Source organism: Lacticaseibacillus absianus (assembly GCF_013407595.1).
Taxonomy (GTDB): domain Bacteria; phylum Bacillota; class Bacilli; order Lactobacillales; family Lactobacillaceae; genus Lacticaseibacillus; species Lacticaseibacillus absianus.
In genome coordinates, this window is sequence record NZ_JABEKX010000001.1 from 700,700 (window position 1) to 725,291 (window position 24,592).

Annotated in this window: 14 protein-coding genes; 11 read left to right on the forward strand and 3 right to left on the reverse strand. The window is 62.2% G+C overall.

What is annotated here, in order from left to right:
* The first annotated feature begins 220 nt into the window (after positions 1 to 220).
* From HII33_RS02845 to HII33_RS02885, 9 genes are all read left to right on the forward strand, one after another.
* A complete protein-coding gene (locus HII33_RS02845) occupies positions 221 to 1,942 on the forward strand; it encodes an ABC transporter ATP-binding protein (protein WP_179394284.1) in 1,722 nt (573 codons plus the stop codon).
* Entirely contained in the window at positions 1,942 to 3,723 is a 1,782-nt protein-coding gene (locus HII33_RS02850; RefSeq protein WP_179394285.1) for an ABC transporter ATP-binding protein, read from the forward strand. The genes HII33_RS02845 and HII33_RS02850 overlap by 1 nt, the downstream gene beginning before the upstream one ends.
* Positions 3,724 to 4,238: 515 nt before the next feature.
* Positions 4,239 to 5,522: a serine/threonine transporter SstT gene (gene sstT / locus HII33_RS02855; protein ID WP_179394286.1), complete on the forward strand. Its 1,284-nt coding sequence runs from the start codon at positions 4,239 to 4,241 to the stop codon at positions 5,520 to 5,522.
* Positions 5,523 to 6,063: 541 nt separating this feature from the next.
* Complete coding sequence (locus tag HII33_RS02860) at positions 6,064 to 12,312, forward strand: S8 family serine peptidase (protein ID WP_179394287.1); 6,249 nt, start codon at positions 6,064 to 6,066, stop codon at positions 12,310 to 12,312.
* A gap of 190 nt (positions 12,313 to 12,502) precedes the next feature.
* Entirely contained in the window at positions 12,503 to 13,921 is a 1,419-nt protein-coding gene (locus tag HII33_RS02865) for an APC family permease (protein WP_246287305.1), read from the forward strand.
* A 384-nt stretch (positions 13,922 to 14,305) separates the two neighbouring features.
* Positions 14,306 to 16,594 carry a 5-methyltetrahydropteroyltriglutamate--homocysteine S-methyltransferase gene (gene metE, locus HII33_RS02870; protein ID WP_179394289.1) on the forward strand — a complete coding sequence of 763 codons (2,289 nt, stop codon included), beginning with the start codon at positions 14,306 to 14,308 and terminating at the stop codon, positions 16,592 to 16,594.
* Positions 16,572 to 17,444, forward strand: coding sequence for a methylenetetrahydrofolate reductase (locus HII33_RS02875; protein WP_179394290.1), 873 nt, complete (start codon positions 16,572 to 16,574; stop codon positions 17,442 to 17,444). Before metE ends, HII33_RS02875 begins: the two co-directional genes overlap by 23 nt.
* A gap of 171 nt (positions 17,445 to 17,615) precedes the next feature.
* Positions 17,616 to 18,959 carry an NADP-specific glutamate dehydrogenase gene (gdhA, locus tag HII33_RS02880; protein WP_179394291.1) on the forward strand — a complete coding sequence of 448 codons (1,344 nt, stop codon included), beginning with the start codon at positions 17,616 to 17,618 and terminating at the stop codon, positions 18,957 to 18,959.
* Between the two features lie 228 nt (positions 18,960 to 19,187).
* Positions 19,188 to 19,388 carry a cold-shock protein gene (locus HII33_RS02885; protein WP_179394292.1) on the forward strand — a complete coding sequence of 67 codons (201 nt, stop codon included), beginning with the start codon at positions 19,188 to 19,190 and terminating at the stop codon, positions 19,386 to 19,388.
* Positions 19,389 to 19,445: 57 nt separating this feature from the next.
* On the opposite strand, the gene HII33_RS02890 is transcribed toward HII33_RS02885, so the two are convergent.
* Positions 19,446 to 19,994, reverse strand: a complete 549-nt coding sequence (locus tag HII33_RS02890) for an NADPH-dependent FMN reductase (RefSeq protein WP_179394293.1) — start codon at positions 19,992 to 19,994, stop codon at positions 19,446 to 19,448.
* A 63-nt stretch (positions 19,995 to 20,057) separates the two neighbouring features.
* A complete protein-coding gene (locus tag HII33_RS02895; protein WP_179394294.1) occupies positions 20,058 to 20,600 on the reverse strand; it encodes a TetR/AcrR family transcriptional regulator in 543 nt (180 codons plus the stop codon).
* A gap of 141 nt (positions 20,601 to 20,741) precedes the next feature.
* Here HII33_RS02895 and HII33_RS02900 point away from each other — a divergent pair, with 141 nt between their 5' ends.
* Together HII33_RS02900 and HII33_RS02905 are read left to right on the forward strand one after the other, a co-directional pair.
* Entirely contained in the window at positions 20,742 to 21,443 is a 702-nt protein-coding gene (locus HII33_RS02900) for an ATP-binding cassette domain-containing protein (protein ID WP_179394295.1), read from the forward strand.
* 4 nt (positions 21,444 to 21,447) lie between these two features.
* A complete protein-coding gene (locus tag HII33_RS02905) occupies positions 21,448 to 24,048 on the forward strand; it encodes an ABC transporter permease (RefSeq protein WP_179394296.1) in 2,601 nt (866 codons plus the stop codon).
* 56 nt (positions 24,049 to 24,104) lie between these two features.
* Here the strand turns inward: HII33_RS02905 and HII33_RS02910 are convergent, their stop codons facing one another.
* Positions 24,105 to 24,539: an OsmC family protein gene (locus HII33_RS02910; protein ID WP_179394297.1), complete on the reverse strand. Its 435-nt coding sequence runs from the start codon at positions 24,537 to 24,539 to the stop codon at positions 24,105 to 24,107.
* Positions 24,540 to 24,592: the final 53 nt, after the last annotated feature.

A 24,592-nucleotide genomic window follows, 5' to 3' on the forward strand; every position in this document is an offset into this window, starting at 1 on the left:
CGTTGCCCGGTCTAACGCAGTGAGTGACGCGCAGATAGGCGTTAGCATGGGAGTTGGATTTTGTCTCGTCTTGGTCAGGCATTGTCGGGCATCGACTGTGAGTCGTTGATGATGATTCAGCCGCTTTTCGGTTATCGCCCCAGTTTGGCCCGGTCCCCTTGCGTCGACGCGCGAATTCGCGTAGGCTGGAAGGACTAGAGGAAAATTCAAGGAGGGTACGATGAGGATACTGATCCCATACATTGGGCGTTATAAGCGAGATGCCATCTTGGCGACGTTGACCGTGGTCCTCCAGGTGTTCGCCACCCTGTGGCAGCCGCGGTTGTTGCAGACGGTGATGGAAGCAATCATGGCGCAGGACAAAACGACTGTGTTCAACCACGGGCTGGGGTTGATCGGGTTAGCGGTGCTCGGGATCGCGGCCGGGATCGCCAACACCGTGTTTTCGGCGCGCCTCGCGCTGAATGTCGCGACCGATCTGCGCACGGACCTGTACGGCCACGTGCAGACGTTTGCGTACGCCGACGTGGAAGCCTTTTCGGCGTCGAACTTGGTGGTGCGGATGACTAACGACATCAACCAGATCCAGCAGGTGGTGATGGCGACGTTCCAGCAAGTCGCCCGCATCCCGCTGGTGTTCGCGGGGGCGTTGGCGCTGGCGCTGATCACGATGCCGATGCAGTGGTGGGTGATCGCCCTGATGATGATCGTGATCGTTGCGACTGCCGTGGTGACGTTCAAGCTGATGAGCAAGCTGTTCGCTCAGACGCAACAGGACCTGGAGGACGTGAACACGCTGGCGCGTGAGAACTTGATGGGGATCCGCGTCGTCAAGTCCTTCGTGCAGGAACACAGCCAGATCACGCAGTTCGCCCAGACCTCTGACCGCCTGCGGGATGTGACCACCAAGATCGGGGAGATGTTCGCCGTCTTGATGCCGATCTTCTTTCTGACGGCGAACATCGCCGTGGCGGGCAGCGTCTACCTCGTCGGGGCACACCTGACCGCGCACCCGACGTATTTAGCGGCGATCTCCAGTTTTACCAGCTACCTGACTCAGATCCTGTTCGCCGTGATCAACGGCGCGTTCATGATGACCTTCGCCTCACGGGCGTTCATCTCGATGGGGCGGATCCACGAGGTGCTCGACCACCAGCCGAGCATGGCGTTCGTGCCTGCCGGCCCGGCGAAGGTGGCGGGAGACGTCACCTTCGAACACGTGACCTTCACGTACCCTGGTGACACCCGCCCGACGCTTGAGGACGTCTCCTTCACGGCCAAGGCGGGGGAGATGGTCGGCATCGTCGGCGCGACCGGTAGTGGTAAGACCACGCTGGCGCAGCTGATCGCGCGGCTGTATGATCCAGAACGCGGGCGGGTCTTGGTCGGTGGGGTCGATGTGCGCGAGTTGCCCGAGGCGACGCTGCGCCACGCGGTCGCCTATGTGCTGCAGCGCTCGACGCTGTTCTCAGGTACGATCGCCAGCAACCTGCAGCAAGTGCAGCCCAACGCGACCCCGGCCGTGATGGCCCGGGCGGCGGAGATCGCCCAGGCGGCCGAGTTCATCGACCGCCTACCGGAGGCCTACGACGCCCCAGTCGAGGAGCGCTCGGCCAATTTTTCGGGCGGGCAAAAGCAGCGCCTGGCGATCACGCGCGGCGTGATCGCAGACCCAGAGATCCTGATCCTCGATGACGCGACCAGCGCTTTGGACGCCCGCTCGGAGAAGCTGGTGCAAGAGGCGCTCGACCGCGAGCTGACGCACACGACGACGGTGGTGATCGCCGAGAAGATCGCCTCGATCGTGCGCGCCGATCAGATCCTCGTGATGGACAACGGCCGCGTGGTCGGGACCGGCACGCACCGTGAGCTGGCGGCGACCAACCCGGTCTACCAAGAGATCTATGCGACCCAAAAGGCGAAGGAAGGAGGCCAGCACTGATGGCAGACATTCGCAATGCAGGCAAGTACTACGCTCACTACCTGGCGCGGTATTGGAAGGGGTTCATCGCGACGGCGATCCTGATCGGCATCAGCACCTGGTGTATCGTGGTCGCGCCGACGTACCTGGGGCGGGCGATCACCCAGCTGACCGATTACCTCCAGCTTTGGAATGACCCAGTGACACGGGCGAGCGCTGACCTCGCCAGTTTCCACCGCACCCTGATCACCTACGTGCTGCTCTACGTGGGAGACGCCAGCGCGCTGTTCGTGGCAAGCTGGATCCTCGCGCGCATCACGGCGTATTCGACGGGGACGATGCGTGTCGGGCTGTTTCGTAAGATGCAGCGCATGAAGGTCCAGTACTTCGACCAGCACACGGATGGCGACATCCTCGCGCGGTACACGAGTGACCTGGATAATATTTTCAACGCGCTGAACCAGGCGCTGATCGACATCTTCTTGGCGATCGCGCAGCTGGTCGGGATCCTTCTGATGATGTTCGACCAAAACGTGCAGATGGCCTGGGTGACCATCGCCTCGACGCCGCTGGCGTTGGGGGCGGCGGCGGTCGTGATGCGGCAGGCGAGCGTGGCGGTCAACCAGCAGCAGACCGATATCGGGGCGATGAATGGCTACATCAACGAACAGGTGACCGGCCAAAAGGTCCTGATCACCAACGGCCTGCAGCAGGATTCGGTGCGCGGCTTCGCGCCGTACAACGCCAAGGTCCGCCGCTCCGCCTTGAAGGGCCAGATCTGGTCCGGGGTCCTGATGCCCCTGATGGCGGGGATGTCGCTCCTGAACACGGCGATCGTGATCTTCTTTGGCTCCTGGCTGGCCTTGAACGGGCAGATGAAAGTCGGCGCCGCCTTGGCGCTGGTCGTCGTCTTCGTCAACTACGCCCAGCAGTATTACCAGCCGCTGACCACGCTGACGAGCCTGTACGGCATGATCCAGCTGGCGATCACCGGCGCGCGCCGCGTGTCCGAGGTGCGCGACCAGCCGGATGAGCTCGCGGTCCCGGAGGGCCAGGTGCTCGACGGGCTCCAGCGCGGGGTGGCGATCGAAGACGTCCACTTCAGTTACCTGCCGGGCAAGGAGATCCTGCACGGCGTCTCCATCGACGTGGCCAAGGGCGAGATGGTCGCCTTGGTCGGGCCGACCGGCAGCGGCAAGACCACGGTGATGAACCTGCTGAACCGGTTCTATGACGTCGATTCCGGGCGCATCACCTTCGATGGCACCGACATCCGCGACTTCACCCTGGCGAGCCTGCGGGCCAACGTTGGGATCGTGTTACAGGATCCGCAGTTGTTCTCCGGCACGATCGCAGATAATATCCGCTTCGGTGCGCCGGCGGCCGGTATGGACCGCGTGATCGCGGCGGCTAAGCAGGCCAACATCCATGACTTCATCAGCGGGCTACCGCAGGGTTACGAGACGCGGGTCAGCGACGAGCAAAGCGTCTTCTCCGCGGGGCAAAAACAGCTGATGTCGATCGCCCGGACCATCCTGACCGACCCGCGTCTGCTGATCCTCGATGAGGCGACCAGCAACGTCGACACGGTGACCGAAGCGAAGATCCAAGCCGCGATGGACAACGTGATCCAGGGGCGCACAAGCTTCGTGATCGCCCACCGGCTCAAGACCATCCTGAACGCCGACAAGATCGTCGTGCTTCAAAGCGGCCGCATCATCGAGCAAGGCACACATGCGGCGCTTCTGGCCGCCGACGGCTTCTACGCGGAGCTGTACCACAACCAGATGGTGTTCGATTGACCGCCGCCCTGCGTCCCGCTGATCAGTGGGGCGCAGGGCTTTTTTGACGCCAATTACTGATCCGTCATGCCAAGCGCCAGTACAAGGGCCAGGCCCGGTCTTCGCTTGACGGGTCCGTGCGGGCCGCTGATCACCCGAACACTTGCATGCTCACAAAACAGGCTAACTTTAGTGGTGGTGAAGTTGACCCGGCGAGGCCTTGTTTGACCGAACGCGCGCCATCAGTCGGTTAATGTGAGGGGTTACTTTCCGGACCATCACGAGTCGGACCGGCCAGATCGGTGGTAAATCCGAAGAATTCGGTGTGAATTGGCGGCAATGGGTGGTCAAGGGATGGAGCGGGCGGGTATGCTAAGCGCCTACCGTGAGTCGGGGTGACCGCCGTTAGGCCCTAGATTGCGCCTCCGCGACGAACAGGTGTCGACAGACCGCGAACTTTTTGTTCGTTAACGCTAGACAAATGTATTCATTTCGTGTACGATGAAGCACATCATCTCACTGAGGAGGCGCGTCTTATGTTTGCTAAGTATCGCAGTGTATCGTTGATCGTCCGGATCCTGATCGGCCTAGTCGTCGGGTCCCTGCTCGGGGTGCTCCTGCCGACATGGTCAGGCATCGGCATCCTGGGGTCGCTGTTCGTGGGCGCGCTGAAGGGCATCGCGCCGGTCATGGTGTTCTTCCTGATCATGTCCGCCGTGTCCGGCTACAAGCAGGGGGGCGAGAACCACTTCGGCAGCGTGATCGTGATGTACCTGACCGCGACGCTTCTGTCCGCGTTCGCCGCAGTCGGGGCTTCCTGGCTGTTCCCCGTGCGCTTGGTGCTGCCAGAGGCGGCCAAGGTCGCCGGTGGGGCGCCTCAGAGCCTGGGCAAAGTGATCTCGGACCTTTTGACGAATGCGGTCGGCAACCCGCTGGCGGCGATCGTCGACGCGAACTACCTCTCGATCCTGTTTTGGGCCCTGATGATCGGGTTTGCCCTGCGGCTGACCAGCACCCAGACCCGGCGCGTGATCACCGAGGTCTCCGGCGCGATCACCAATGTTGCGCAGCTCGTGATCGAATGCGCGCCGTTCGGGATCGCGGGGCTGATCTACACCACCATCAGCGAGTCCGGGTTCGCCGGGGTCGCGAAGTACGGGCAACTGGTCTTGGTGCTGGTCGGGACGATGGCGTTCGTCTACTTGGTCGTCTACCCGGCGATGGTCTGGGTGATGACGCGCCAGAACCCGTATCCGCTGACCTTGTGGACGCTCAAGGTCTCGGGCATCCCCGCCTTTTTCACCCGCAGCTCGGCGGTGAATATCCCGATCAACCTGAAGGCCAGTGAGGACCTCGGGTTGAACAAGGAGTCTTACTCCGTGTCGATCCCGCTTGGCGGGTCGGCCAACTCCGGTGGGGCGGCGATCACCGTGTCAGTGATGACCCTAGCCGCGTGTGCGACCCTGGGGATCCACGTCTCCTTCCCGCTGGCGCTGATCCTGTGCGTGCTGACCGCGTTGGCGGCCACCGGGGCGTCGGGGATCGCCGGGGGGTCGCTGCTGATCATTCCGATGGCCGCAAGTCTGTTTGGCATCAGCAATGACATCGCGATGCAGGTGGTCGGGATCGGCTTCATCATCGGCGTGATCCAGGATTCGGTCGAGACCGCCGTCAATTCGGCGTCCGACCTGCTGTTCACCGCAACTGCGGAGTACCATGACGCTTTGAAGAAGGGGCAGCCGGTCGACATTAAGGCGGCGGTGGCCCGGGCAGAAGGCAAGAACCAACCGGTCACCGTGGAGGCAGTGGCCTCCAAGTAGGCGCCGGTGAGACACACTCGAATAATGATCAAGACCTGGGACGAGTCTGACCATCGTCCCAGTTTTTTTGCGTGGACGCAATGTGAATTTAGGTTGATCCGGCACTATTAGATTAAAATTAAATTATGCAACATTGCTTAAAAATGAGAATATTAAAATCGGCTAAATAACAACATGGTTGCGCGGGCTGAACGTCTGAAACAGGCAACTAGGCGCTTGCTAAGTGCCTGGAAACGAATAAGATGACAGCAGCCGATCCTTGTCTTGACAAGGCGCGATGCGGAATACACGAACATTAGATCCGGTGCAGACGTTGGACCCCACGGTCAACGTGCAAGGGGTCGACGCGGTCCAAAAAAGCATGACTTAAATTTGAAATTATACTTGTATTATTAAAATTAAGTGATATATAATGCCATAAACACACAGTGAGTTCTAATCTCGCTAAGGAGATGAACCGGCACCTAAAAAAGACCATCGAGTTGCTGTTGAGGACCGGCGACGAGTTCGCCATGATCAGACCGAGGAATGAGGGAAGTAGATGAAACACAAAGCTATGAAGGGCGCCCGCAGTGCCGTGCTGCTTAGTACAGTGATCTTTTCGGCATTTTCGAACAGTTTACCGTTCACCGAAGCGGTCGTCAGCGCCGCAACGACGCAAGTCAAGACGCTGACCGCCAGCAAGAGCAAGCTGGAGGCGGCGCTGAAAAAAGCGACGAACCAGAAGATCGCGGCCGCTAAGGCGAAGCAGCAAGCCACATCGCAAGCGAAGTCGGCGGCCACACTGACCGATCAGGCGGCCGCGCAGTTGGCCGCAACTGGCGCCGACACGGCGGACATGAGCGCCAAAACACTCAAGAACGCGCAGGTGCGCTTGATCGTGACCCTGAAGGCCGACGCGGCGATCGATACGCTGGGGGCCTCCGATGGTTCCGCGGACAACGTGGCGGCCGTCGAGGCGGCGTCGCAGGCCGTGATCGCTGATCAGGCGAGCATCCAGGCGCAGGTCGAGGCACTCACGGGCAATCAGGTCGCGCAGGAGTACGGCTACGTGATCAACGGGTTCTCGATCGACGGGACAGTCGCGCAGGCCAAAGCCATCGAGCAGATCAAGGGCGTGCAGAGTGTCAGCGTCTCGTCTGTTGTGGAGAAGCAAGACACCGGCTCCAGCACGATCGGGCAGGTGACCCAGGCGCAGGAAACATACGGGCTGAAGGGTGAAGGGACTGTCGTTGCGATCATCGATAGCGGCATCGATCCGAGCCACAAGGATCTGACGCTCACCGATCCAGCGCAAGCGAAGATCTCCCAGTCTCAGGCCGAGACCGCGATCGCCAAGTTGGGTCACGGCAAGTGGTACAGCGATAAGGTCCCATACGCCTACAATTATGTAGACGGGACATCCGAGGTCGTCTGGGACAACGGGACGTCCGAGATGCACGGGATGCACGTCGCGGGGATCGTTGCGGCCAACGGGCATGATGACGGCAGCGGCGATGATTACGTTCAAGGGGTCGCCCCGGAAGCCCAACTGCTGGACATGAAGGTCTTCTCGAACTCCGATTCGATCAACTATGATGACATGATCATCGAAGCGCTGGAAGACTCCGTCACGCTGGGGGCCGATGTGGTCAACATGTCGATGGGGACCCTGGCCGCCAACCAGGACAACTCACCGGAACAAGCAGCGGTCAACGCCGTTGCTGCTGCTGGGGTCGTCCCGGTCTTGTCTGCCGGGAACTCCGGGGCCACGGATTCCGATGACGCGACCAATGTGCTGACTGATTCCAACCCGGATAGCAGCTCCATGGGTAGCCCGGCGACCTCCGCGAACGCGATCACCGTGGCGAGCTCGGATAACATCACGACGACTGACCGCGCCTGGACCATTACGGACAAGACGACTGGCAAGGACCTCTTCGAAGACCGAATCTGGATGCAGCAGTCCACGCTCAGTGCGGATGTGATCAGCACGTTCGAAGGCAAGCAACTCTTCTTCGCCGATAACGCGTCGACCAGCATCAGCGGGACGGATGACACGTTCCAAGGCGAAACGATGCCGGGCTACGGGACCGCGAGTGACTTTAACAAGGCCGTCAAGGGGCGGATCGCCGTGATCTCCCGTGGTAACGGGGTCACATTCGCCGAAAAAGCGAAGAACGCGATGCTCAAGGGTGCGGTCGGTGTCATTTTCATCGACAACGACGCCTCCTTGAACGACACGCCTGCCTCGTACGGGATCAGTGAAGGGATCCCGACCCTGGTGCTCAAGAACAACACTGGGCTGGCGCTGTTGAAGCAGCTGGATTGGACCCCGGGCGGCACGACGACCGATACCTTCTCCTTCGCCAAGATCACTCAGACGACGCCGACCAAGAACGGTGGGGGCATCTCGTACTTCAGCTCGTTCGGGGCCACGTCGACGCTGGACTTCAAGCCAGACATCACCGCGCCAGGGGGCAGCATCTGGTCGCTGGCCAACGAGGACAGCTACCAGAACATGAGTGGGACCTCGATGTCATCCCCGTATATCGCCGGGGCGTCCGCGCTGGTGATGCAGGCGCTGCGTGAGGATGGGCTGATCGTCACCAACTCGATCGATGAATCGATCGTCAATGGCCTGGATTCTGGCCTGGCCGCGTTCGCTCAGCGGATCATCGATTCGCACAACGGGATCGATATCACCGCCGCGGACTATAGTGACCAGACGAACCAAGTCGTCGATCCAGAAGAAGCGACTAAGGTCCAGACGGCGACGGTTTCTGACGTCATCAAGACCATCCTACAGAACACCGCCAAGCCGCTGACGGACACCGCCCACCAGGCGATCACCTCCGTGCGTCAGCAAGGGGCCGGGGAAGTCGACGTCAATGCGGCGCTGGGGAGCCGAGTCCTGGCGACCGGCACCGGCTCGACGACCGGGAGCGTGGCGCTGCATGAGATCAAGAACCAAGACAATACGATCACGGTCTATCTGTCGAATATCGGGACCAAGACGGCCAAGTACAAGTTCAGCCCGAGCACCGTTTACCGCAACGCGGCGGACGAGAGCACCGGCCAAGCCGCCTACGATCAACCGATCCTGACCGCGTCGACCAAGCTGCTGTCCGTCGATGGGGCGAACGGCGCGGCATACGACGGCAAGACTGGCACGATCGCCGTCGAGCCAGGCAAGAGCGTGGCCGTCAACATCGACTTAGACCTGGGGACCAGCGCGACCCAATCATACGTCGAAGGGTACCTCAACTTCTCGACGGTCAGCGACGACACGCAGGCGGCACCGGACCTGTCCGTGCCGTACATGGGCTACTACGGTGACTGGGACGCGGTGGCGATCGCCAAGACCGGCACGACCGACGCCAGCGACCTGGCGCGGGAGACCTACATCGGCTACTACGTCAACGACGGGGCACCGACCGATCTGTCGGACGAGAACTTCGTGGCCCTGGGGTTGAGCCAGGATGGTCAGACCATTAACGAGGACAATGTCGCGATGTCGACTGATGTCGCGTCTGAGAAGCACCAGGTCTACGCGAACTACTATATGTACCGCAACGCGAAGAACGTCACCGTGTCGATCTACGACGCGGATCCGACCAAGAGCGCGGACGCGAAGGAACTGCAGAACCTGTACTACATCGACGAAGCCCTCAAGACCGTGTTGTATGCGAATGACTACTACCTCAAGCTGGGAGGCTACAGCTTCAACAACCTGCACGAATACGCAGATTGGGACGGGACCATTTTCACAAACGGGGTCTCCACCTCTGTGCCGGACGGTCAGTACTACTACGTGCTGAAGGCCGAGTCCATGGGGGATGGGTCTGACGAAGACGGGGATGCCGCTGACAACGGCACCAGCCAGACGGTCGTGATGCCGATCAAGGTCGATAGCGTTGCGCCGACCGCGACCTTCGATAAGGATAGCCTGTACAAGGACGCCCAGGGCAAGACCCACATCAAGGCGACGATCCAAGACGACTACGCCGGCCTGGACAGCAACTCGATCGTCACGATCGCCGTCAACGGCGAAGTCGAGACCTATGACTACACGCTGGACCAGACCAGCAATGATCAGTCGCAAGACATCGACATCACGCTGACAGACGAGCAGGCGAGCTACCTGCAGCAAGGGACCAACGACATTCAGGTCGGGGCCTACGATAACGCAGGGAACTTCGGCTCGAGCACCGATCGCCTGCAGGTGGGTGAAGTTCAAGATCTGTCTGTCACCGATCTGTACGCCGGCATGAGCTTCAACAGCAGCATGGAAGCCCTGACCGAAGGTAAAAACTCGCTGACCGGCGACGAGTACTACCAGTACCGGGTCACCGGCTACTACAGCGGTGACAAGCTGTACATCAACGGCACCCCGGCGAAGATCGCCGACGATGGGTCGTTCACGGCCGACGTCAAGCTACCAAGCGACGGCCAGTGGGTCTTCACCTCTGACGTGCTGAAGAAGAATGTCCTGAAGACGATCAGCACTGAAGGCGACGTGATCAGCTCCGCGCTGACCCTTGACCAGACCGCGTTTGACACTGACCAGGCCTTCACCGAGTTCACCGGCAAGGTCTCGAACCCGGAGAACGTCGAGAAGATCTACTACATCGTCACTGCAGATCGCTCACAAAACGATACGGGCAAGGAAGTGCTCAGCATGACGGGCGGCAAGACCACCGGCGAAGCCGTCGAGGTCACGACCGACATGGATAAAGACGGCAACTTCGATACCTCCGTGCCGAACACGTTCGGTGGCTCGACGGTCGTCTTCTACGTCAAGGATAAGTACGGGACGACCAAGAACGTGTCCACCACGGTCAAGTCGACCGCCGACGGGAACACGCAACTCGATCCGTCCGACGAATTCGTTCTGTCCGACGGGCTAAGCTTCGGCTACAACCTGATCACCTCGAACTTCGCTGGGGGCGGCGTCTTCTCCATGGTCTTCGGGATCATGGGGATCGGGAACTTCTACGATGCCGAGACTGGAGAGGCGACGATCTCCGGGAAGGTCCGCGACCAGGCGGATCACATCTACCTTGATCCGGATGGTGAAGGGACCGGCACTGGGACCCTCGAGCTGCCACACCGCACTGCGGCTGAAGCGCAGGCTGCGGCAGACGGCAAGGGCTACTACGATACGGCGACGCATGAATTTGCGCTGACCTTCCCGCTGAGCAAGGATAAGGCGCGCGTTGTCTCTGTTCCGCTGACCGCGACGAATGACGTGGATGACGGCAGCGGCAATTACAGCGACGATACGACCCAGCGTGTCCTGTCGACGGGTTCTGTCCAGTTCCTGATCGACACGGAATCCCCGACTGCGACGATCACCAGCACCGATGGGGAAGACCTGCCGGCGACGGTTTACACGAACCAGGCGGAACAAGACGTCGTGCTGACGTACGAGAAGGGCGCCGGTTACTACGTCACCCTGAGCGGGACGACCATCTACGCCTCCCAAGATGATGACGTCATCGCGGAAGAAAAAGGCGACGTCGACACCATCACCCAGACCTACCACATGACGCTGGCCGAAGGCGAAAACGATCTGAACATCGCCGACACCGACGAAATGGGGAACTCTGGCTCGGACAGCTACACCGTGTTCTACTACGCGACTGACAAGCTGGCCGCACCGACGCTGGCGCTGAGCTCGACGGACCCAGGTCAAACGGCTGTCACTATCAAAGCGACGCAGGGTGAAAAACCAGCGGACGCACCAACCAATGATACCTTCACGATCCAGTACAGCACCAATGGTGGCATGACCTGGCAGAGCTACCGCTCTGGCGTCACGGCGGCATCGAACGGGTCGTACCTGTTCCGCACCGTCGACCGCTACGGCAACGCGTCTGATGCGGTCGAGCAGACCATCGATAACATCGGCGATGCGACCCCGGCCACGCCAGCCGCACCGGCCGCACCGACCGTGACCGACACGCGCAACGCGGCGAATACTGAGGCGACGCTGACGGCGACCGCAGAAGACGGCGCGACCATCACCTACAGCACAGATGGTGGTGAGAGCTGGCAGGCGTACACCGAGCCGCTTAAGGTGACCGCAGACGCCACGATCGCGTTCCGCGCCACCACCGATGCGGGGCCTAGCGACAGCACCACGATCGCCGTGGCCCTGACCGACCCGACTAACCCCGATGAAGGTGACACCACCGACGAGGGGACGTCGACCGATAACGGCGAAGGTGACACCACCGACGAGGGGACGTCGACCGATAACGGCGAAGGTGACACCACCGACGACGGGACGTCGACCGATAACGGCGAAGGTGACACCACCGACGAGGGGACGTCGACCGATGACGGCGAAGGCGACACCACCGACGAGGGGACGTCGACTGATAATGGCGAAGGTGACACCACCGACGAGGGGACGCCGACCGATAACGGCGAAGGTGACACCACCGACGAGGGGACGTCGACCGATGACGGCGAAGGTGACACCACCGACGAGGGGACGTCGACCGATGACGGCGAAGGTGACACCACCGACGAGGGGACGTCGACCGATAACGGCGATGGCAACACCACCAGCACCGGGACCGGCCGCGCCGCTACTACGCCAGCGAAGACGACACCAGCCGATGAGACTGGGGCGGCGGCCGCAACGACCGGCGCACCGAGTCAGCGTGGCAACCGGACGACCAAGCAGGCGCTGCCGCAGACTGGCGAGCAGAAGGCGACACTGATCGCGGCACTCGGGACTGCGATGATCGCAGGCCTGGCCGCAGTCGGCGCATTCTTCTCCCGGAAGCGGGCACACTGATCGATCGAACGTTAGAACACCAGCATGCGGGTGACCGCAGGCTGGTGTTTTTTTGGTCGGGCGCGGTTGACAAGGCTGACGGTTCATGGAACACTACGATGAGTGCGCTTGGGCGCAAAATTCCCGCTTCGTGAATGACGTGGTGGGCAGAGCAGGAGGACGAGTTGTGTTACGTGGGCTATTGAAGCGGATGACCCTGAGGGAAGATCCAGGCGTGTATGAGGATAAAGATTCTCACTTGCCACGGGTGCTGACCATCAAGGATTTTCTGGCGCTGGGGGTCGGGACGATCGTGTCGACCACGATCTTCACGCTGCCAGGGGTGGTGGCGGCCGATCACGCCGGGCCGGCGGTCGCGCTGTCCTGCCTGCTGGCGGCGGTGGTCGCCGGGTTAGTCGCCTTCGCCTACGCGGAGATGGCCGCGGCGATGCCGTTCGCCGGATCCGCCTACTCGTGGATCAACGTGGTCTTCGGGGAGATCTTCGGTTGGATCGCCGGGTGGGCGCTGTTGGCGGAGTACTTCATCGCCGTCGCCTTCGTCGCATCGGGGCTGTCGGCCAACTTCCGCGGCCTGCTGACGACGTTCGGGTGGACGATGCCCGCCAGCCTCAGCAATCCGCTGGGCACAGCCGGTGGGGTCGTTGACCTCGTTGCGGTCGGCGTGATCGTCCTCGTCGGGGTGCTGCTGTCGCGCGGGGTGGCCGAAGCAGCGCGGGTCGAAAACGTTCTGGTCGTGCTCAAAGTCATCGCGATCCTCGCCTTCGTCGGGATCGGCGTGACGCAGCTGCACCTTGAGCACTACACGCCGTTCATCCCGGCGTTTCACCTGAATCCGGACGGGACGGCGTTCGGCGGCTGGCGCGGGATCTATGCTGGGGTCTCGATGATCTTCCTCGCGTACATCGGCTTTGATTCCATCGCCGCCAACTCGGCCGAGGCCAAGGACCCGGCCAAAACCATGCCCCGTGGTATCATCGGCAGCCTGATCATCGCGGTCACGCTGTTCATGGCGGTCTCCTTGGTCCTCGTCGGGATGTTTCACTACCATCACTACGCCAGCGTTGCGGATCCGGTCGGCTGGGCGCTGCGTCACGCCGGGTTCACCGGCGCGGCGACGGTGATCGAAGCCGTGGCGGTCGTCGGGATGTTCACCGCGTTGATCGGCATGATGATGGCCGGCTCGCGCCTGCTGTACAGCTTCGGGCGCGATGGCATGCTGCCACGCTTTCTCGGTCAACTGACACCGGGCAAGGGCCTGCCGAACCACGCGCTGGCCGTGCTGTCGGTGATCGGTGTGGTGATCGGGGCGTTCTTCCCGTTCAAGTTCCTGGCCCAGCTGATCTCGGCGGGGACGCTGATCGCGTTCATGTTCGTCTCGCTTGGGATCTACCGGTTGCGCCCGCGTGAAGGCCAAGACATCGCGGATCCGGCGTTCAAAATGCCGTTGTACCCCGTGATGCCGGCACTGGCGTTCCTTGGCGCATTGGTGGTGTTCCTCGGGCTGGACATTCAGGCCAAGCTTTACTCGGGCGGGTGGTTCCTGATCGGGTTGATCGTCTACCTTGCCTATCGCATCCGCCACTCGGCACTGAGTGATCAGGGGCACTGACGAGGCCGTGACGATAAAAATCGCGCGGATGTGTTGACAGGGCCCCGCGATGCGGGTACACTGAGATAAATATTAAAGAGCGATTAAAAGATGAGTAGGGTCTCCCCGGTGATCACAGCGAGCTGCGTTGGATGAGAAGCAGTATGATCGGCGACCCGAAGATGGTCTTGGTTACGCTTGGGATCCGAGCTTCGGTTAGGGCCCCATGGGGACGCCCATTACAGCGTTCGGGTCTCGCCCGCTTTTTGGGGCCGGACCGATCGAGGCCGTCAGCGTGAGCTGGCGGCGAACCAAGGTGGTATCACAGCGGCGCTGTCCTTGTTGCACACATTCGTGTGCAGCAGGGGCGGCGCTTTTTCGTCGCTCAAAAAAAGGAGAACACTCATGACAAAAACGATTATCGGCTATCCACGTATCGGTGCACACCGTGAATTGAAGTTCGCGACGCAGAAGTATTTCAAACAGGCGATCACGGCTGCGGACCTGCAGGCGACTGGCGCGACCCTGCGCCGCACCAACTGGGCGACGCTACAGGCGGCCGGGCTCGACCAGATCCCGACCGGTGACTTCTCGTTCTTCGACACGACGCTGGACACCGCCTTCTTGCTGAACATCGTGCCGGCGCGCTACCAGGCGTTGGGCCTGGCGCCGCTCGATGAGTACTTCGCGTTGGCCCGCGGCTATCAAGGCCCGGCGGGGGACGTCAAGGCGCTGTCGATGAAGAAGTGGTTCAACACCAACTACCACTACCTGCAACCGGAATTCGACCAAGACACGACGATCACGGTCGGGGACTGGCAGTTGTTCGACCAGTTCCAAGAGGCCAAAGCGCAAGGGCTCAACGCCCGGCCGAGCCTGGTCGGGCCGTACACCCTGTTGCGGTTGAGCCGCTTTCTCGACGGGCGGACGCCGCGCGACTTCACGGTGGCCCTGGTCGCGGCGTACACGACGATCCTCGCCAAGCTTGTGGCCTTGGGGGCCGAGTGGATCCAGATCGACGAACCCGCGCTGGTGTTCGACCAAAGCGATGCGGACTTGGCGCTGTTCCACGACCTGTACGCGCCACTGCTAGCGGCCAAGGGTGACGCGAAGATCCTGCTTCAGACGTACTTCGGTGACGTGCGGGATTCCTACGCGACGCTGACGACGCTGGCCTTTGACGGCCTGGGGCTGGACTTCGTCGAAGGCCGCACGGAGAACCTGCGGCTGGTCACGGCGGGCTTCCCGAGCGACAAGGTGCTGTTCGCTGGGTTGATCAACGGTAAGAACATCTGGCGGAGCAACTACCAGACGGTCCTGGACACCTACTACGCGTTGCGCAAGGCGACCGAGCTGATCATCCTGTCGACCTCGACGTCACTGCTGCACGTGCCATACACCACGGCCAACGAGACGCAGATCGCGCCGAGCGAGCTCGCGCACCTGGCGTTTGCCGAGCAGAAGCTGACCGAGCTGGCGGAGCTAGACGAGATCCGCGCCCACGGCACGGCCAGCCCGGCCTTTGCGGCCAACCAGCAGCTGTTCGCGACGCCGCGCGTAGCCGCAGACCCCGTGATTGCGGCGAAGATCGCGGCGCTGACCCCGGCGGATTACAAGCGTGAACCAGCGCGCAGCCTGCGCCTGCGTGAGCAAGCGGACACGCTGGGCCTGCCGGTGCTGCCGACGACGACGATCGGCTCCTTCCCGCAGACGGCGGCCGTACGCAAGAACCGCGCGCAGCTGCGCAAAGGGGCGATCACCGAAGCCGCCTACACTGAGTTCAACCACGCGGAGACGCGGCGCTGGTTGCGTCTGCAGGAGGAGCTGGGGCTGGACGTGCTGGTGCACGGGGAGTTTGAACGCAACGACATGGTCGAGTATTTTGGCGAGAACCTTGCGGGCTTCCGCTTTACCGAGAACGGGTGGGTCCAGTCTTACGGGACCCGTGGCGTGAAGCCGCCGATCATCTGGGGCGACGTTGCCCGCACGCGCCCGATCACGGTCGCGGAGACGGTCTACGCGCAGAGCCAGACGGATAAGCCGGTCAAGGGGATGCTGACGGGGCCGGTGACGATCCTTAACTGGTCGTTCCCGCGCGCCGACGTCTCGCCGAAGCTGTCCACCGAACAGATCGCCTTGGCGCTGGCCGAAGAGACGCTGGACCTCGAAGCCCACGGTATCCGTTACATCCAGATCGACGAGCCGGCGCTGCGCGAGAATTTGCCGTTGCGTCAAAAAGACTGGTACACCGCTTACCTCGACTGGGCCGTTCCGGCTTTTCGCTTGGTGTCTGCCCAAGTCCAACCGACCACGCAGATCCACACGCACATGTGCTACTCCGAATTCGCCGACATCATCGACGCGATCGACGCCTTGGATGCCGATGTGATCTCCTTTGAGGCGGCGCGCGCCGACCTGACGCTCCTGGATGTGCTGCAGGAGACCCACTTCGAGACGCATGTCGGCCCCGGGGTCTATGATATCCACTCCCCGCGCGTGCCATCGGTCGATGAGATCGTCGGGATCATCCATCAGATCCTCGACCGCCTGCCGGTCGAGAACGTCTGGATCAACCCGGACTGCGGCTTGAAGACGCGTGAGGAACCCGAGACACTGGCCAGCCTGCGCAACTTGGTCGCGGCGACCCAGCAGGTACGAAAGGAACTCGTCCATGAAAGTCAACCAGCTCTTTAATGAAGGCCAGGTGATCTCCTTTGAGGTCTTCCCGCCGCGCCTGCGCGACCCGCAGGCCGACCTGCGGCGCATCGATGACACCGTCGCCGCGATCGCCGATCTGGCGCCAGGTTTCGTCTCCGTCACGTTTGGTGCCGGGGGCACGACGCACCGCGCCGGTACGCTTGAATTGGCCGCGCGGCTCAAAGACACTTACGGGATCGAGCCCGTCGCCCACCTGCCCGCGGCGCAGCTGAGCACACCGGCGGTCGATCAGCTGTTGGGGGAGTTCCAGGCCAGCGGGATCGAGAACCTCCTGGCGCTGCGCGGCGACATTCCCGTCGGTGGGCGGGTGGCGAATGATTTTGCCCACGCCAGCGACCTGATCGCACACATTCACGCGTTCGGTGACTTTGCAGTGGCCGGCGCCTGTTACCCAGAGGGCCACCCGGAGTCGCCGAGCGTGGTGGCGGACATCCGTCACTTGCGCACCAAGGTGGACAGCGGCGCCGACTGGTTGATCAGTCAGTTGTTCTTCGACAACCAGCAGTTCTACCAGTTCCAGGAGCGTGCCGCGTGCGCCGGGATCACGGTGCCGATCTCCGCGGGGGTGATGCCGGTCTTGAACCTGCACCAGATCGAGCACATGGCGACGATGAACGGCGTCACGCTCCCGCCCAAATTCACGTCGATGATGGCGCGCTACGCCGACAACAAGGCGGCGATGCGCGACGCCGGCATCGCGTATGCGATCGATCAGATCGTCGACCTGCTGGTGCACGGCGTGCGGGGGATCCACATCTACACGATGGACAACCCGACCGTTGCGCGGCGCATCGTCGAAGCCGTCGGCACGCTGGCGCGCGCGTGATCGCGCCAAGCCCTCACCGGGATGCATGCCGGTGAGGGCTTTGGTGCCTTCGGCCAGGATGAGGGACTAAACCCGAACAATGACGTTTTTGTGTCGTTTTGGCGCCGGCGCGACCGGCTGGCGGTCAGTGTGGTAAACTAAGACAAAATTCCCATAAGGACAGGTGAGCATATGACGCAGGCAACGGACTACATCGCATCGATCCAGGCAACAGTCGAGGGTCGAGACCCGAACCAACCCGAATTTCAAGAGGCGGTCGGCAACTTCTTACACACGATCACGCCGGTTTTTGAGGCGCATCCGGAATACATCAAGGCGAACATTCTGGGCCGGCTCACCGAACCGGAACGGGCGGTCCAGTTTCAGGTCGCTTGGCAAGACGACCAAGGGCACATGCAGGTCAACCGCGGGTTCCGCGTGCAGTTCAACTCCGCGATCGGCCCTTACAAGGGCGGCTTGCGGTTCCACCCCAGCGTGACCCTGTCGATCGTGAAGTTCCTCGGCTTCGAGCAGATCTTCAAGAACTCGCTGACCGGCCTGCCGATCGGCGGCGGTAAGGGCGGGGCAGACTTTGACCCCAAGGGCAAGTCTGACGCCGAGATCATGCGGTTCTGCCAGAGCTTCATGATCGAGTTGCAGCGCCACATCGGCTTGGACCTCGACGTGCCTGCCGGGGACATCGGCGTCGGTGGGCGCGAGATCGGCTACCTGTACGGGATGTACAAGCGCCTGCGCGGGGCCGAACGTGGGATCCTGACCGGTAAGGGCTTGAGCTACGGGGGGTCGTTGGTCCGCCCCGAAGCGACGGGTTACGGCCTGATCTACTACACCGAGGCGATGCTCAAGGAGAACGGTCAGACGCTGGCCGGCAAGACGGTCGTCGTCTCCGGGGCCGGGAACGTGGCGACCTACGCGATCCAAAAAGCGCAGGAGTACGGGGCCAAGGTGATCACGGCCAGCGATTCTAACGGCTACGTGGTCGATGAGACCGGGATCGATGTCGCCACGTTGCGTGAGATCAAGGAAGTGAAGCGCGGGCGCATGCGCGATTACGCCGCGGCGGTGCCGACGGCGACTTACTATGAAGGCAGTGTCTGGGACGCTGACCTCAAGTACGACGTGGCGCTGCCGTGTGCGACGCAGAACGAGATCGATGCGGCGCAGGCCAAGCGCCTGGCGGCCGCCGGTGTGATCGCTGTGGCCGAAGGGGCGAACATGCCATCGACGCCGGAAGCGATCGCCGAATACGCCGCCGCCGGGTTGTTCTACGGGCCGGCTAAGGCCGCCAACGCAGGGGGCGTCGCCGTTTCCGCACTGGAGATGAGCCAAGACTCGCGCCGCATGAGCGATAGCTTCGCGGTCGTCGACGGACAGCTCAAGGCGATCATGGAGAACCTGTTCGCTGAATCCGTCGCCGCAGCCAAGGAATACGGTGTGGCCGGGGACTACATGGCTGGGGCCAACATCGCCGGGTTCACGAAGGTCGCCTCGGCGATGCTCGCCCAGGGCTGGTAAGGCGCCCGCCTGCCCGCCGACGTGGTCGAGGCGGGACAAACCGCGCGATTCAGACCATGAAAGCGCATTTAGGCGACAAATGATTAGGTGTTTTGGCGCGAACGTGTTATACTGGGGTCACCGTGATAGATGAATTGAGAGCCAGATGTGTTTTGGCATTAATGGATTTCTTTCATTGATTACCGGCTGTTTCGTCACTATAGGTTTAATATGAAGGAGATTCATACAATGCAACAAGGTACAGTTAAGTGGTTCAACGCTGATAAGGGTTATGGCTTCATCACTGGTGAAGACGGCAAGGACGTTTTCGTTCACTTCTCCGCTATCCAGGGCGAAGGCTACAAGAGCCTTGACGAAGGTCAAGCTGTAAGCTTCGACGTTGAACAGTCCGACCGCGGCCCACAGGCGGCTAACGTCAACAAGCTGTAAGACAAGAAAAACCGCCCATGTGGCGGTTTTTTTTTGCCCTCAGCTGAGGCCAGGTGGTCACTGAAGCTTCTTCAAAAACGCCAGGTAGGCCGTCAGGATCAGCTTGAAGTACTTGGTGGTCCCGTCGACGAAGTGCCCGTTGTCGTCGAGCAGGTTGGCGACGTTGCCGATGTAGGCCTCGGGCTGTTGCAGCGTCGGCATGTCGAGGAACGTCAGCGCCTGGCGCAGGTGATGGTTCGCGCCGAAGCCGCCGATCCCCCCAGGGGAGACGCTGACCACCAGGGCCGGCTTGCCGGCCCAGACGTTGTGGCCGTATGGGCGTGAGCCAACGTCCAGCGCGTTCTTCAGGCCGCCTGGCACCGAGCGGTTGTACTCGGGGGTGAAGAACATCACGCCATCCAGCGCCGCGACCTGCGCGCGAAACGCGGTCCAGGCAGGCGGTGGGGTCGCGGCGTCCAAGTCCTCGTTATAAAGCGGGAGGTCACCGATGGTCAGCCAGACAGGGGTCACGTCCGTCGGCAGCAGTGCGGCGAAGGCCTTGGCCGCCTGGCGGTTGTAGGACCCTTCGCGCAGGCTCCCGACTAGGATCCCGATCGTTAAAGTCATTGCTATCCACTCCTTTCACTCTTCATTATACGAGAACGGTCGGGTGAACGGGGCGCAGACGCCTCAGCCCGGGGCCATATTGCCGATCACGGTGGCGATCTGCAGCGGCGTCTCCTTGGCGCCGCTGCGCAACCAAGTCGTGATCACGTGGACCGCACCGCTGAGGCAGAACTCGAAGTAATAGGCGAGCACCGCCGGGTCGTCCTCGTCGAACCAGCGCTGGTACTCCGCCATGGTGCGCGTGCGGATCGGGTCGAGGATCGTCTGCAGTAGCGGCGAGTCGCTGAGGTTGCGAATGATGATCTGCGTCGCGGCCTCTTCGCGCCGGATCACCTCCAGCACGTCCGGCAGCCAGCCGGTCAGCTCACCGTCCGGCCCGCCGATCATCGGCGCGATCGTCGCGACGAGGTCGCGCTCGACCGTCTGGAACAGGTCGCGCGGGTCTTGGTAATGCGCATAGAAGGTCCCGCGGTTGATGTCCGCCACGGCGCACAGCCGCGTGACAGTGATCTTCTCGAGCGGTTCCGACTGCAAGAGCTGGATGAGGGCCGCGCGCAGGCGCTGCTGGGTGTACTGCGTGCGGCGATTGTTTTTGGTGCCGACCATGGGGCCTCCTGACCAAACCGACAAGTCGGTTCGAAAGTGTCTAATTGATGACGAGCTGTTCAAAATTGGCGGTTGCCGCCACACCGGCGGTCGACCATAATGTCATTATACCAACAACGTGTGTGATTAATGGAGGCAATCGTGAGTTATATTCAAGTACGCAACGAATTCAAGCGTTACCAGATGGGTGAAACGGAGATCATCGCCAACAACGACCTGAGCTTCGACTGTGAAGCCGGGCAGCTGACCGTTATCCTCGGTCCGAGTGGGGCGGGCAAGTCGACGGTGCTGAACATCCTCGGCGGGATGGACACGCCGACGAGCGGTCAAGTGATCATCGACGGGGTCGACATCGCCAAGTTCAACAAGCGGCAGCTGACGGCGTACCGCCGCGAGCAGGTCGGCTTCGTCTTCCAGTTCTACAACCTGATCCCGAACCTGACGACCAAGGAGAACGTGGAGATGGCCAACTCGATCGTCTCAGACGCCCTGGACGCCACTGCGACCCTGCAGGAAGTGGGCCTGGGCGCCCGGTTGGATAATTTTCCTTCCCAGCTCTCCGGCGGGGAGCAGCAGCGCGTCGCGATCGCCCGCGCGCTGGCGAAGAAACCGAAGCTGCTCTTGTGTGACGAACCGACCGGCGCGCTGGATTATGAGACCGGCAAGCAGGTGCTCGGTCTGCTCCAAGACGCCAGCCGTCGCGACAATAAGACCGTGTTGATCATCACCCATAACGCGGCGCTGGCCAAGATGGCCGACCGAGTGATCCACATCAACGACGCGCGGGTCCGCTCGGTCGAGGACAACCCGAATCCGGTCCCAGTCGCCGAGATCGAGTGGTGAGCGCATGAGACCGATGACTAAAAACATGTGGCGGGAGATCGGGGCCAACCTCGGGCGCTTCATCGCCATCATCCTGATCATCCTGCTGGGCACGCTGATCTTCGTCGGGGTCAAGGCAGCGGGCCCGGGGCTCGACGACTCGATGGACCGCACCGTGGGCGACTTGCACCTCGCCGACGTGCAACTGATGTCGACCACCGGGTTCACCGCGGCCGACGTGAAGACGGCCGAAGGCGTCAAGGGCGCCCGGGCGGAGCTGGTCAAGTTCAAGTTCGTTACCGGCGGCGCCGATGAGAACGTGGTCGCGCTGTATGGCTACAAGCCTGGCGCGACGCAGAATCGCCTGTCGCTGCGCGCCGGCCACCTGCCGCGCCGGGCCAGCGAGATCGTGCTCGACCAGCGCGCTGCGGAGCACTACGGCTACAAGCTCGGCCAGACCTACCACTTCGACCGCTCGGCTGATTTGAAGCGGCGCAGTTTCACGATCGTCGGCTTTGCGGATTCACCGCAGTACATCGACGACGCCAGCCGGGGGGCGGCCAACATCGGTGACGGGACGGTGCGGTATTTTGCCTACATCCCGGACGCCCAGATGGGCCTGGCGGTCGCGACTCAGCTCAACGTGCGCTTCGCGTCGCTGCAGCACGACAACACTTACAGCGATGTCTACCTCGATCAGGTGGCGGCGCGCGTCGCGGCCCTGCGCCGCGCGTTTGGCCCGCGGGCCAAGGCGCGTGACAAGGCGCTGATTGCGGCGGCAACGGCTCCGCTGACCCAGCAACAGGCGCAGCTCGATGACGCGCAGGCCCAACTCGACGCGGCCCGCGCACAGGTGGCGGCCCAGTCACAGGGTCAGCTGACCACCACCCCGGCGCTCGAGGCACAGCAGGCGCAGCTGACCGCCAATCAGGCCAAGCTTGACGCCGCACGTCAGCAAGCGACCGCGGCTATCCACACGCGCTACACCTGGCAGACCCGCGCTGATCTGTCCGGCTTCTCTGCCTTCAGCGACTCATCCGCGCGCATCGCGGCGATCGCCAACGTGTTCCCCGTGTTCTTCTTCCTGATCGCGGCGCTGATCACGTTCACGACCATCACCCGGATGGTCGAAGAGGCGCGTGGCCAGATCGGCACGTTCAAGGCGTTGGGGTACAGCAAAGGCGCGATCGCACGCAATTACCTGACCTATGCCCTGATGGCCGGCGTGCTCGGCGCAACGCTGGGCGGCGTGATCGGCAACTTGACCCTGCCGCGGCTCGTGATCTCACTGTACCACGAGTGCATCCCGATGACGCCGACGGTCCCGTTCATGTGGGGGGTCTTCGCCTTGGCGTTAGGGTTCGCCCTGCTGGCAACGGTCGGCGCGGCGGCGATCGTCGTCCGGCGCGAGCTAGCGGAGAAGCCGGCTGAGCTGATGCGGCCGCGGGCCCCCAAGTCCGCCAAGCGCATCCTGCTGGAGCGGCTCACCCCGCTGTGGCGGCGCCTGAGCTTCCACCAGAAGGTCAGCTACCGCAACCTGTTTCGCTATAAGAGCCGCATGGTGATGACCATCGTCGGCATCGCCGGGGGAATGGGGCTGTTGCTGACCGGGTTCGGCCTGCGCGACTCGATCCTGGCGACCGGCACGACGCAGTTCAGCCAAGTGGCGCATTACGACGCGACAGTGGCGCTGGCCAAGGCCGGTCAAGTTCGCCAAGCGGAAGCCGTGCTGGAGGCGAACGCGCAGGTGCAGGGGGCTAAGCAGCTTCACACCGCCATCGGTAAGGCGCGGGCCAACGGCAAGCAACTCAACGAGATCAACCTGTTCACGCCGTTGACGGCGACCGACTGGGCGCGGTACGTCACGCTCAGCGCGGCGCTGCCGAAGCGGGGCATGATCATCAGCCAAAAAGTGGCGGATAAGCTTGGTGTCAAGGCAGGAGGGCATCCGAGCTTCACCCAGACAGGCGGTCAGGCGGTGCGGGTGCGCGTCGCGGCGGTCACGCCGAATTACATGGGCGTGTTCGTCTACATGAGCGCCGACGCCTACCGCGCGGCCTTCAAGGCCGCGCCGCGCGTCAACGCGCTGCTCGTGCGGCTGAAGGCGAACACGACCGCCAAGCAGCAGGACCGCCTGGCCCACGCGCTACTGGCAGACGGCCAGGCGCTCGGGACCAGTTTTACCAGCGACCAGCTCACGAGCATGGACACCATGGGCAAGACCATGGGCCCGGTCGTCGCGATCTTCATCCTGCTGTCCGGCGTGCTGTCGTTCGTCGTCTTGTACAACTTGACGAATATCAATGTTTCCGAGCGCATCCGTGAGCTGTCCACCATCAAGGTGCTCGGCTTCTACGACCGTGAAGTGACGATGTACATCGTGCGCGAGAACATCGTGATGACGCTGGTCGGGATCCTCGGGGGGTACGGCATCGGCTGGGCGCTGCTCGCGTTCATCCTGCGGCAGGCCGCCACCCCGCAGGTGATCTTCCCGGTCGTGATCCACTGGCCCGGGGCGGCGGCCTCGGCGCTGTTGATGGTCGCCTTCACGGTGATCGTGATGCTCGTCACGCACCGCAAGCTGCGCCATGTCGACATGATCGAGGCGCTCAAATCGACAGAGTGACACACAAAAAGCCGGCCCTGGGCCGGCTTTTTGTGTGTCATGAAGGGGTCGGCGCGTTACTCGCCGTACGCAGGGCCGTCGGTGAAGTCATCCACGATGTGGAAGGTGACCCCTTCGTTGTCCTTCAGGAGCTTGGCGACGGGGCATTCGTCGAGCGCTAGCGCGACGATCCGCTCAGCGTCGGCGCGGTCGTGTTCTGGCATCCGGATCTGCGCCTGTACGATGAAGCGGTAGCCGATCGTGTCCTTGGCGATGTCGACGCGCACGCGCAGCTGCGAGTCCTCCGGCGTGCCTTCGCGGTGCTCGATGATGCGGATGGTCGCGTTGAAGCAGGTCGACAGCGCGAAGCCGATGAACTGCTCAGGGTTGGTGCCGGGAGCCTGGATCAGCGAGCTGGAGACGCCCAGCGCCAGGCCTTCGTCGCCTTCGACGAAGCTGGTGCCGGTCAGGCCGTTGTGGTTTTGCACATAGGTGTGATAAAGCGAGTTCATAAGTGAGCCTCCTTAGGGTTTTGGGGTCAGTGTACCATAACGCGCGCGAGAAG

Excerpts from the sequence above, each read along its gene's own strand:
- HII33_RS02845 (WP_179394284.1), top strand. The coding sequence starts at position 221 with ATGAGGATACTGATCCCATACATTGGGCGTTATAAGCGAGATGCCATC.
- HII33_RS02850 (WP_179394285.1), top strand. The coding sequence starts at position 1,942 with ATGGCAGACATTCGCAATGCAGGCAAGTACTACGCTCACTACCTGGCG.
- sstT (WP_179394286.1), top strand. The coding sequence starts at position 4,239 with ATGTTTGCTAAGTATCGCAGTGTATCGTTGATCGTCCGGATCCTGATC.
- HII33_RS02860 (WP_179394287.1), top strand. The coding sequence starts at position 6,064 with ATGAAACACAAAGCTATGAAGGGCGCCCGCAGTGCCGTGCTGCTTAGT.
- HII33_RS02865 (WP_246287305.1), top strand. The coding sequence starts at position 12,503 with ATGACCCTGAGGGAAGATCCAGGCGTGTATGAGGATAAAGATTCTCAC.
- metE (WP_179394289.1), top strand. The coding sequence starts at position 14,306 with ATGACAAAAACGATTATCGGCTATCCACGTATCGGTGCACACCGTGAA.
- HII33_RS02875 (WP_179394290.1), top strand. The coding sequence starts at position 16,572 with ATGAAAGTCAACCAGCTCTTTAATGAAGGCCAGGTGATCTCCTTTGAG.
- gdhA (WP_179394291.1), top strand. The coding sequence starts at position 17,616 with ATGACGCAGGCAACGGACTACATCGCATCGATCCAGGCAACAGTCGAG.
- HII33_RS02885 (WP_179394292.1), top strand. The coding sequence starts at position 19,188 with ATGCAACAAGGTACAGTTAAGTGGTTCAACGCTGATAAGGGTTATGGC.
- HII33_RS02890 (WP_179394293.1), bottom strand. The coding sequence starts at position 19,994 with ATGACTTTAACGATCGGGATCCTAGTCGGGAGCCTGCGCGAAGGGTCC.
- HII33_RS02895 (WP_179394294.1), bottom strand. The coding sequence starts at position 20,600 with ATGGTCGGCACCAAAAACAATCGCCGCACGCAGTACACCCAGCAGCGC.
- HII33_RS02905 (WP_179394296.1), top strand. The coding sequence starts at position 21,448 with ATGAGACCGATGACTAAAAACATGTGGCGGGAGATCGGGGCCAACCTC.
- HII33_RS02910 (WP_179394297.1), bottom strand. The coding sequence starts at position 24,539 with ATGAACTCGCTTTATCACACCTATGTGCAAAACCACAACGGCCTGACC.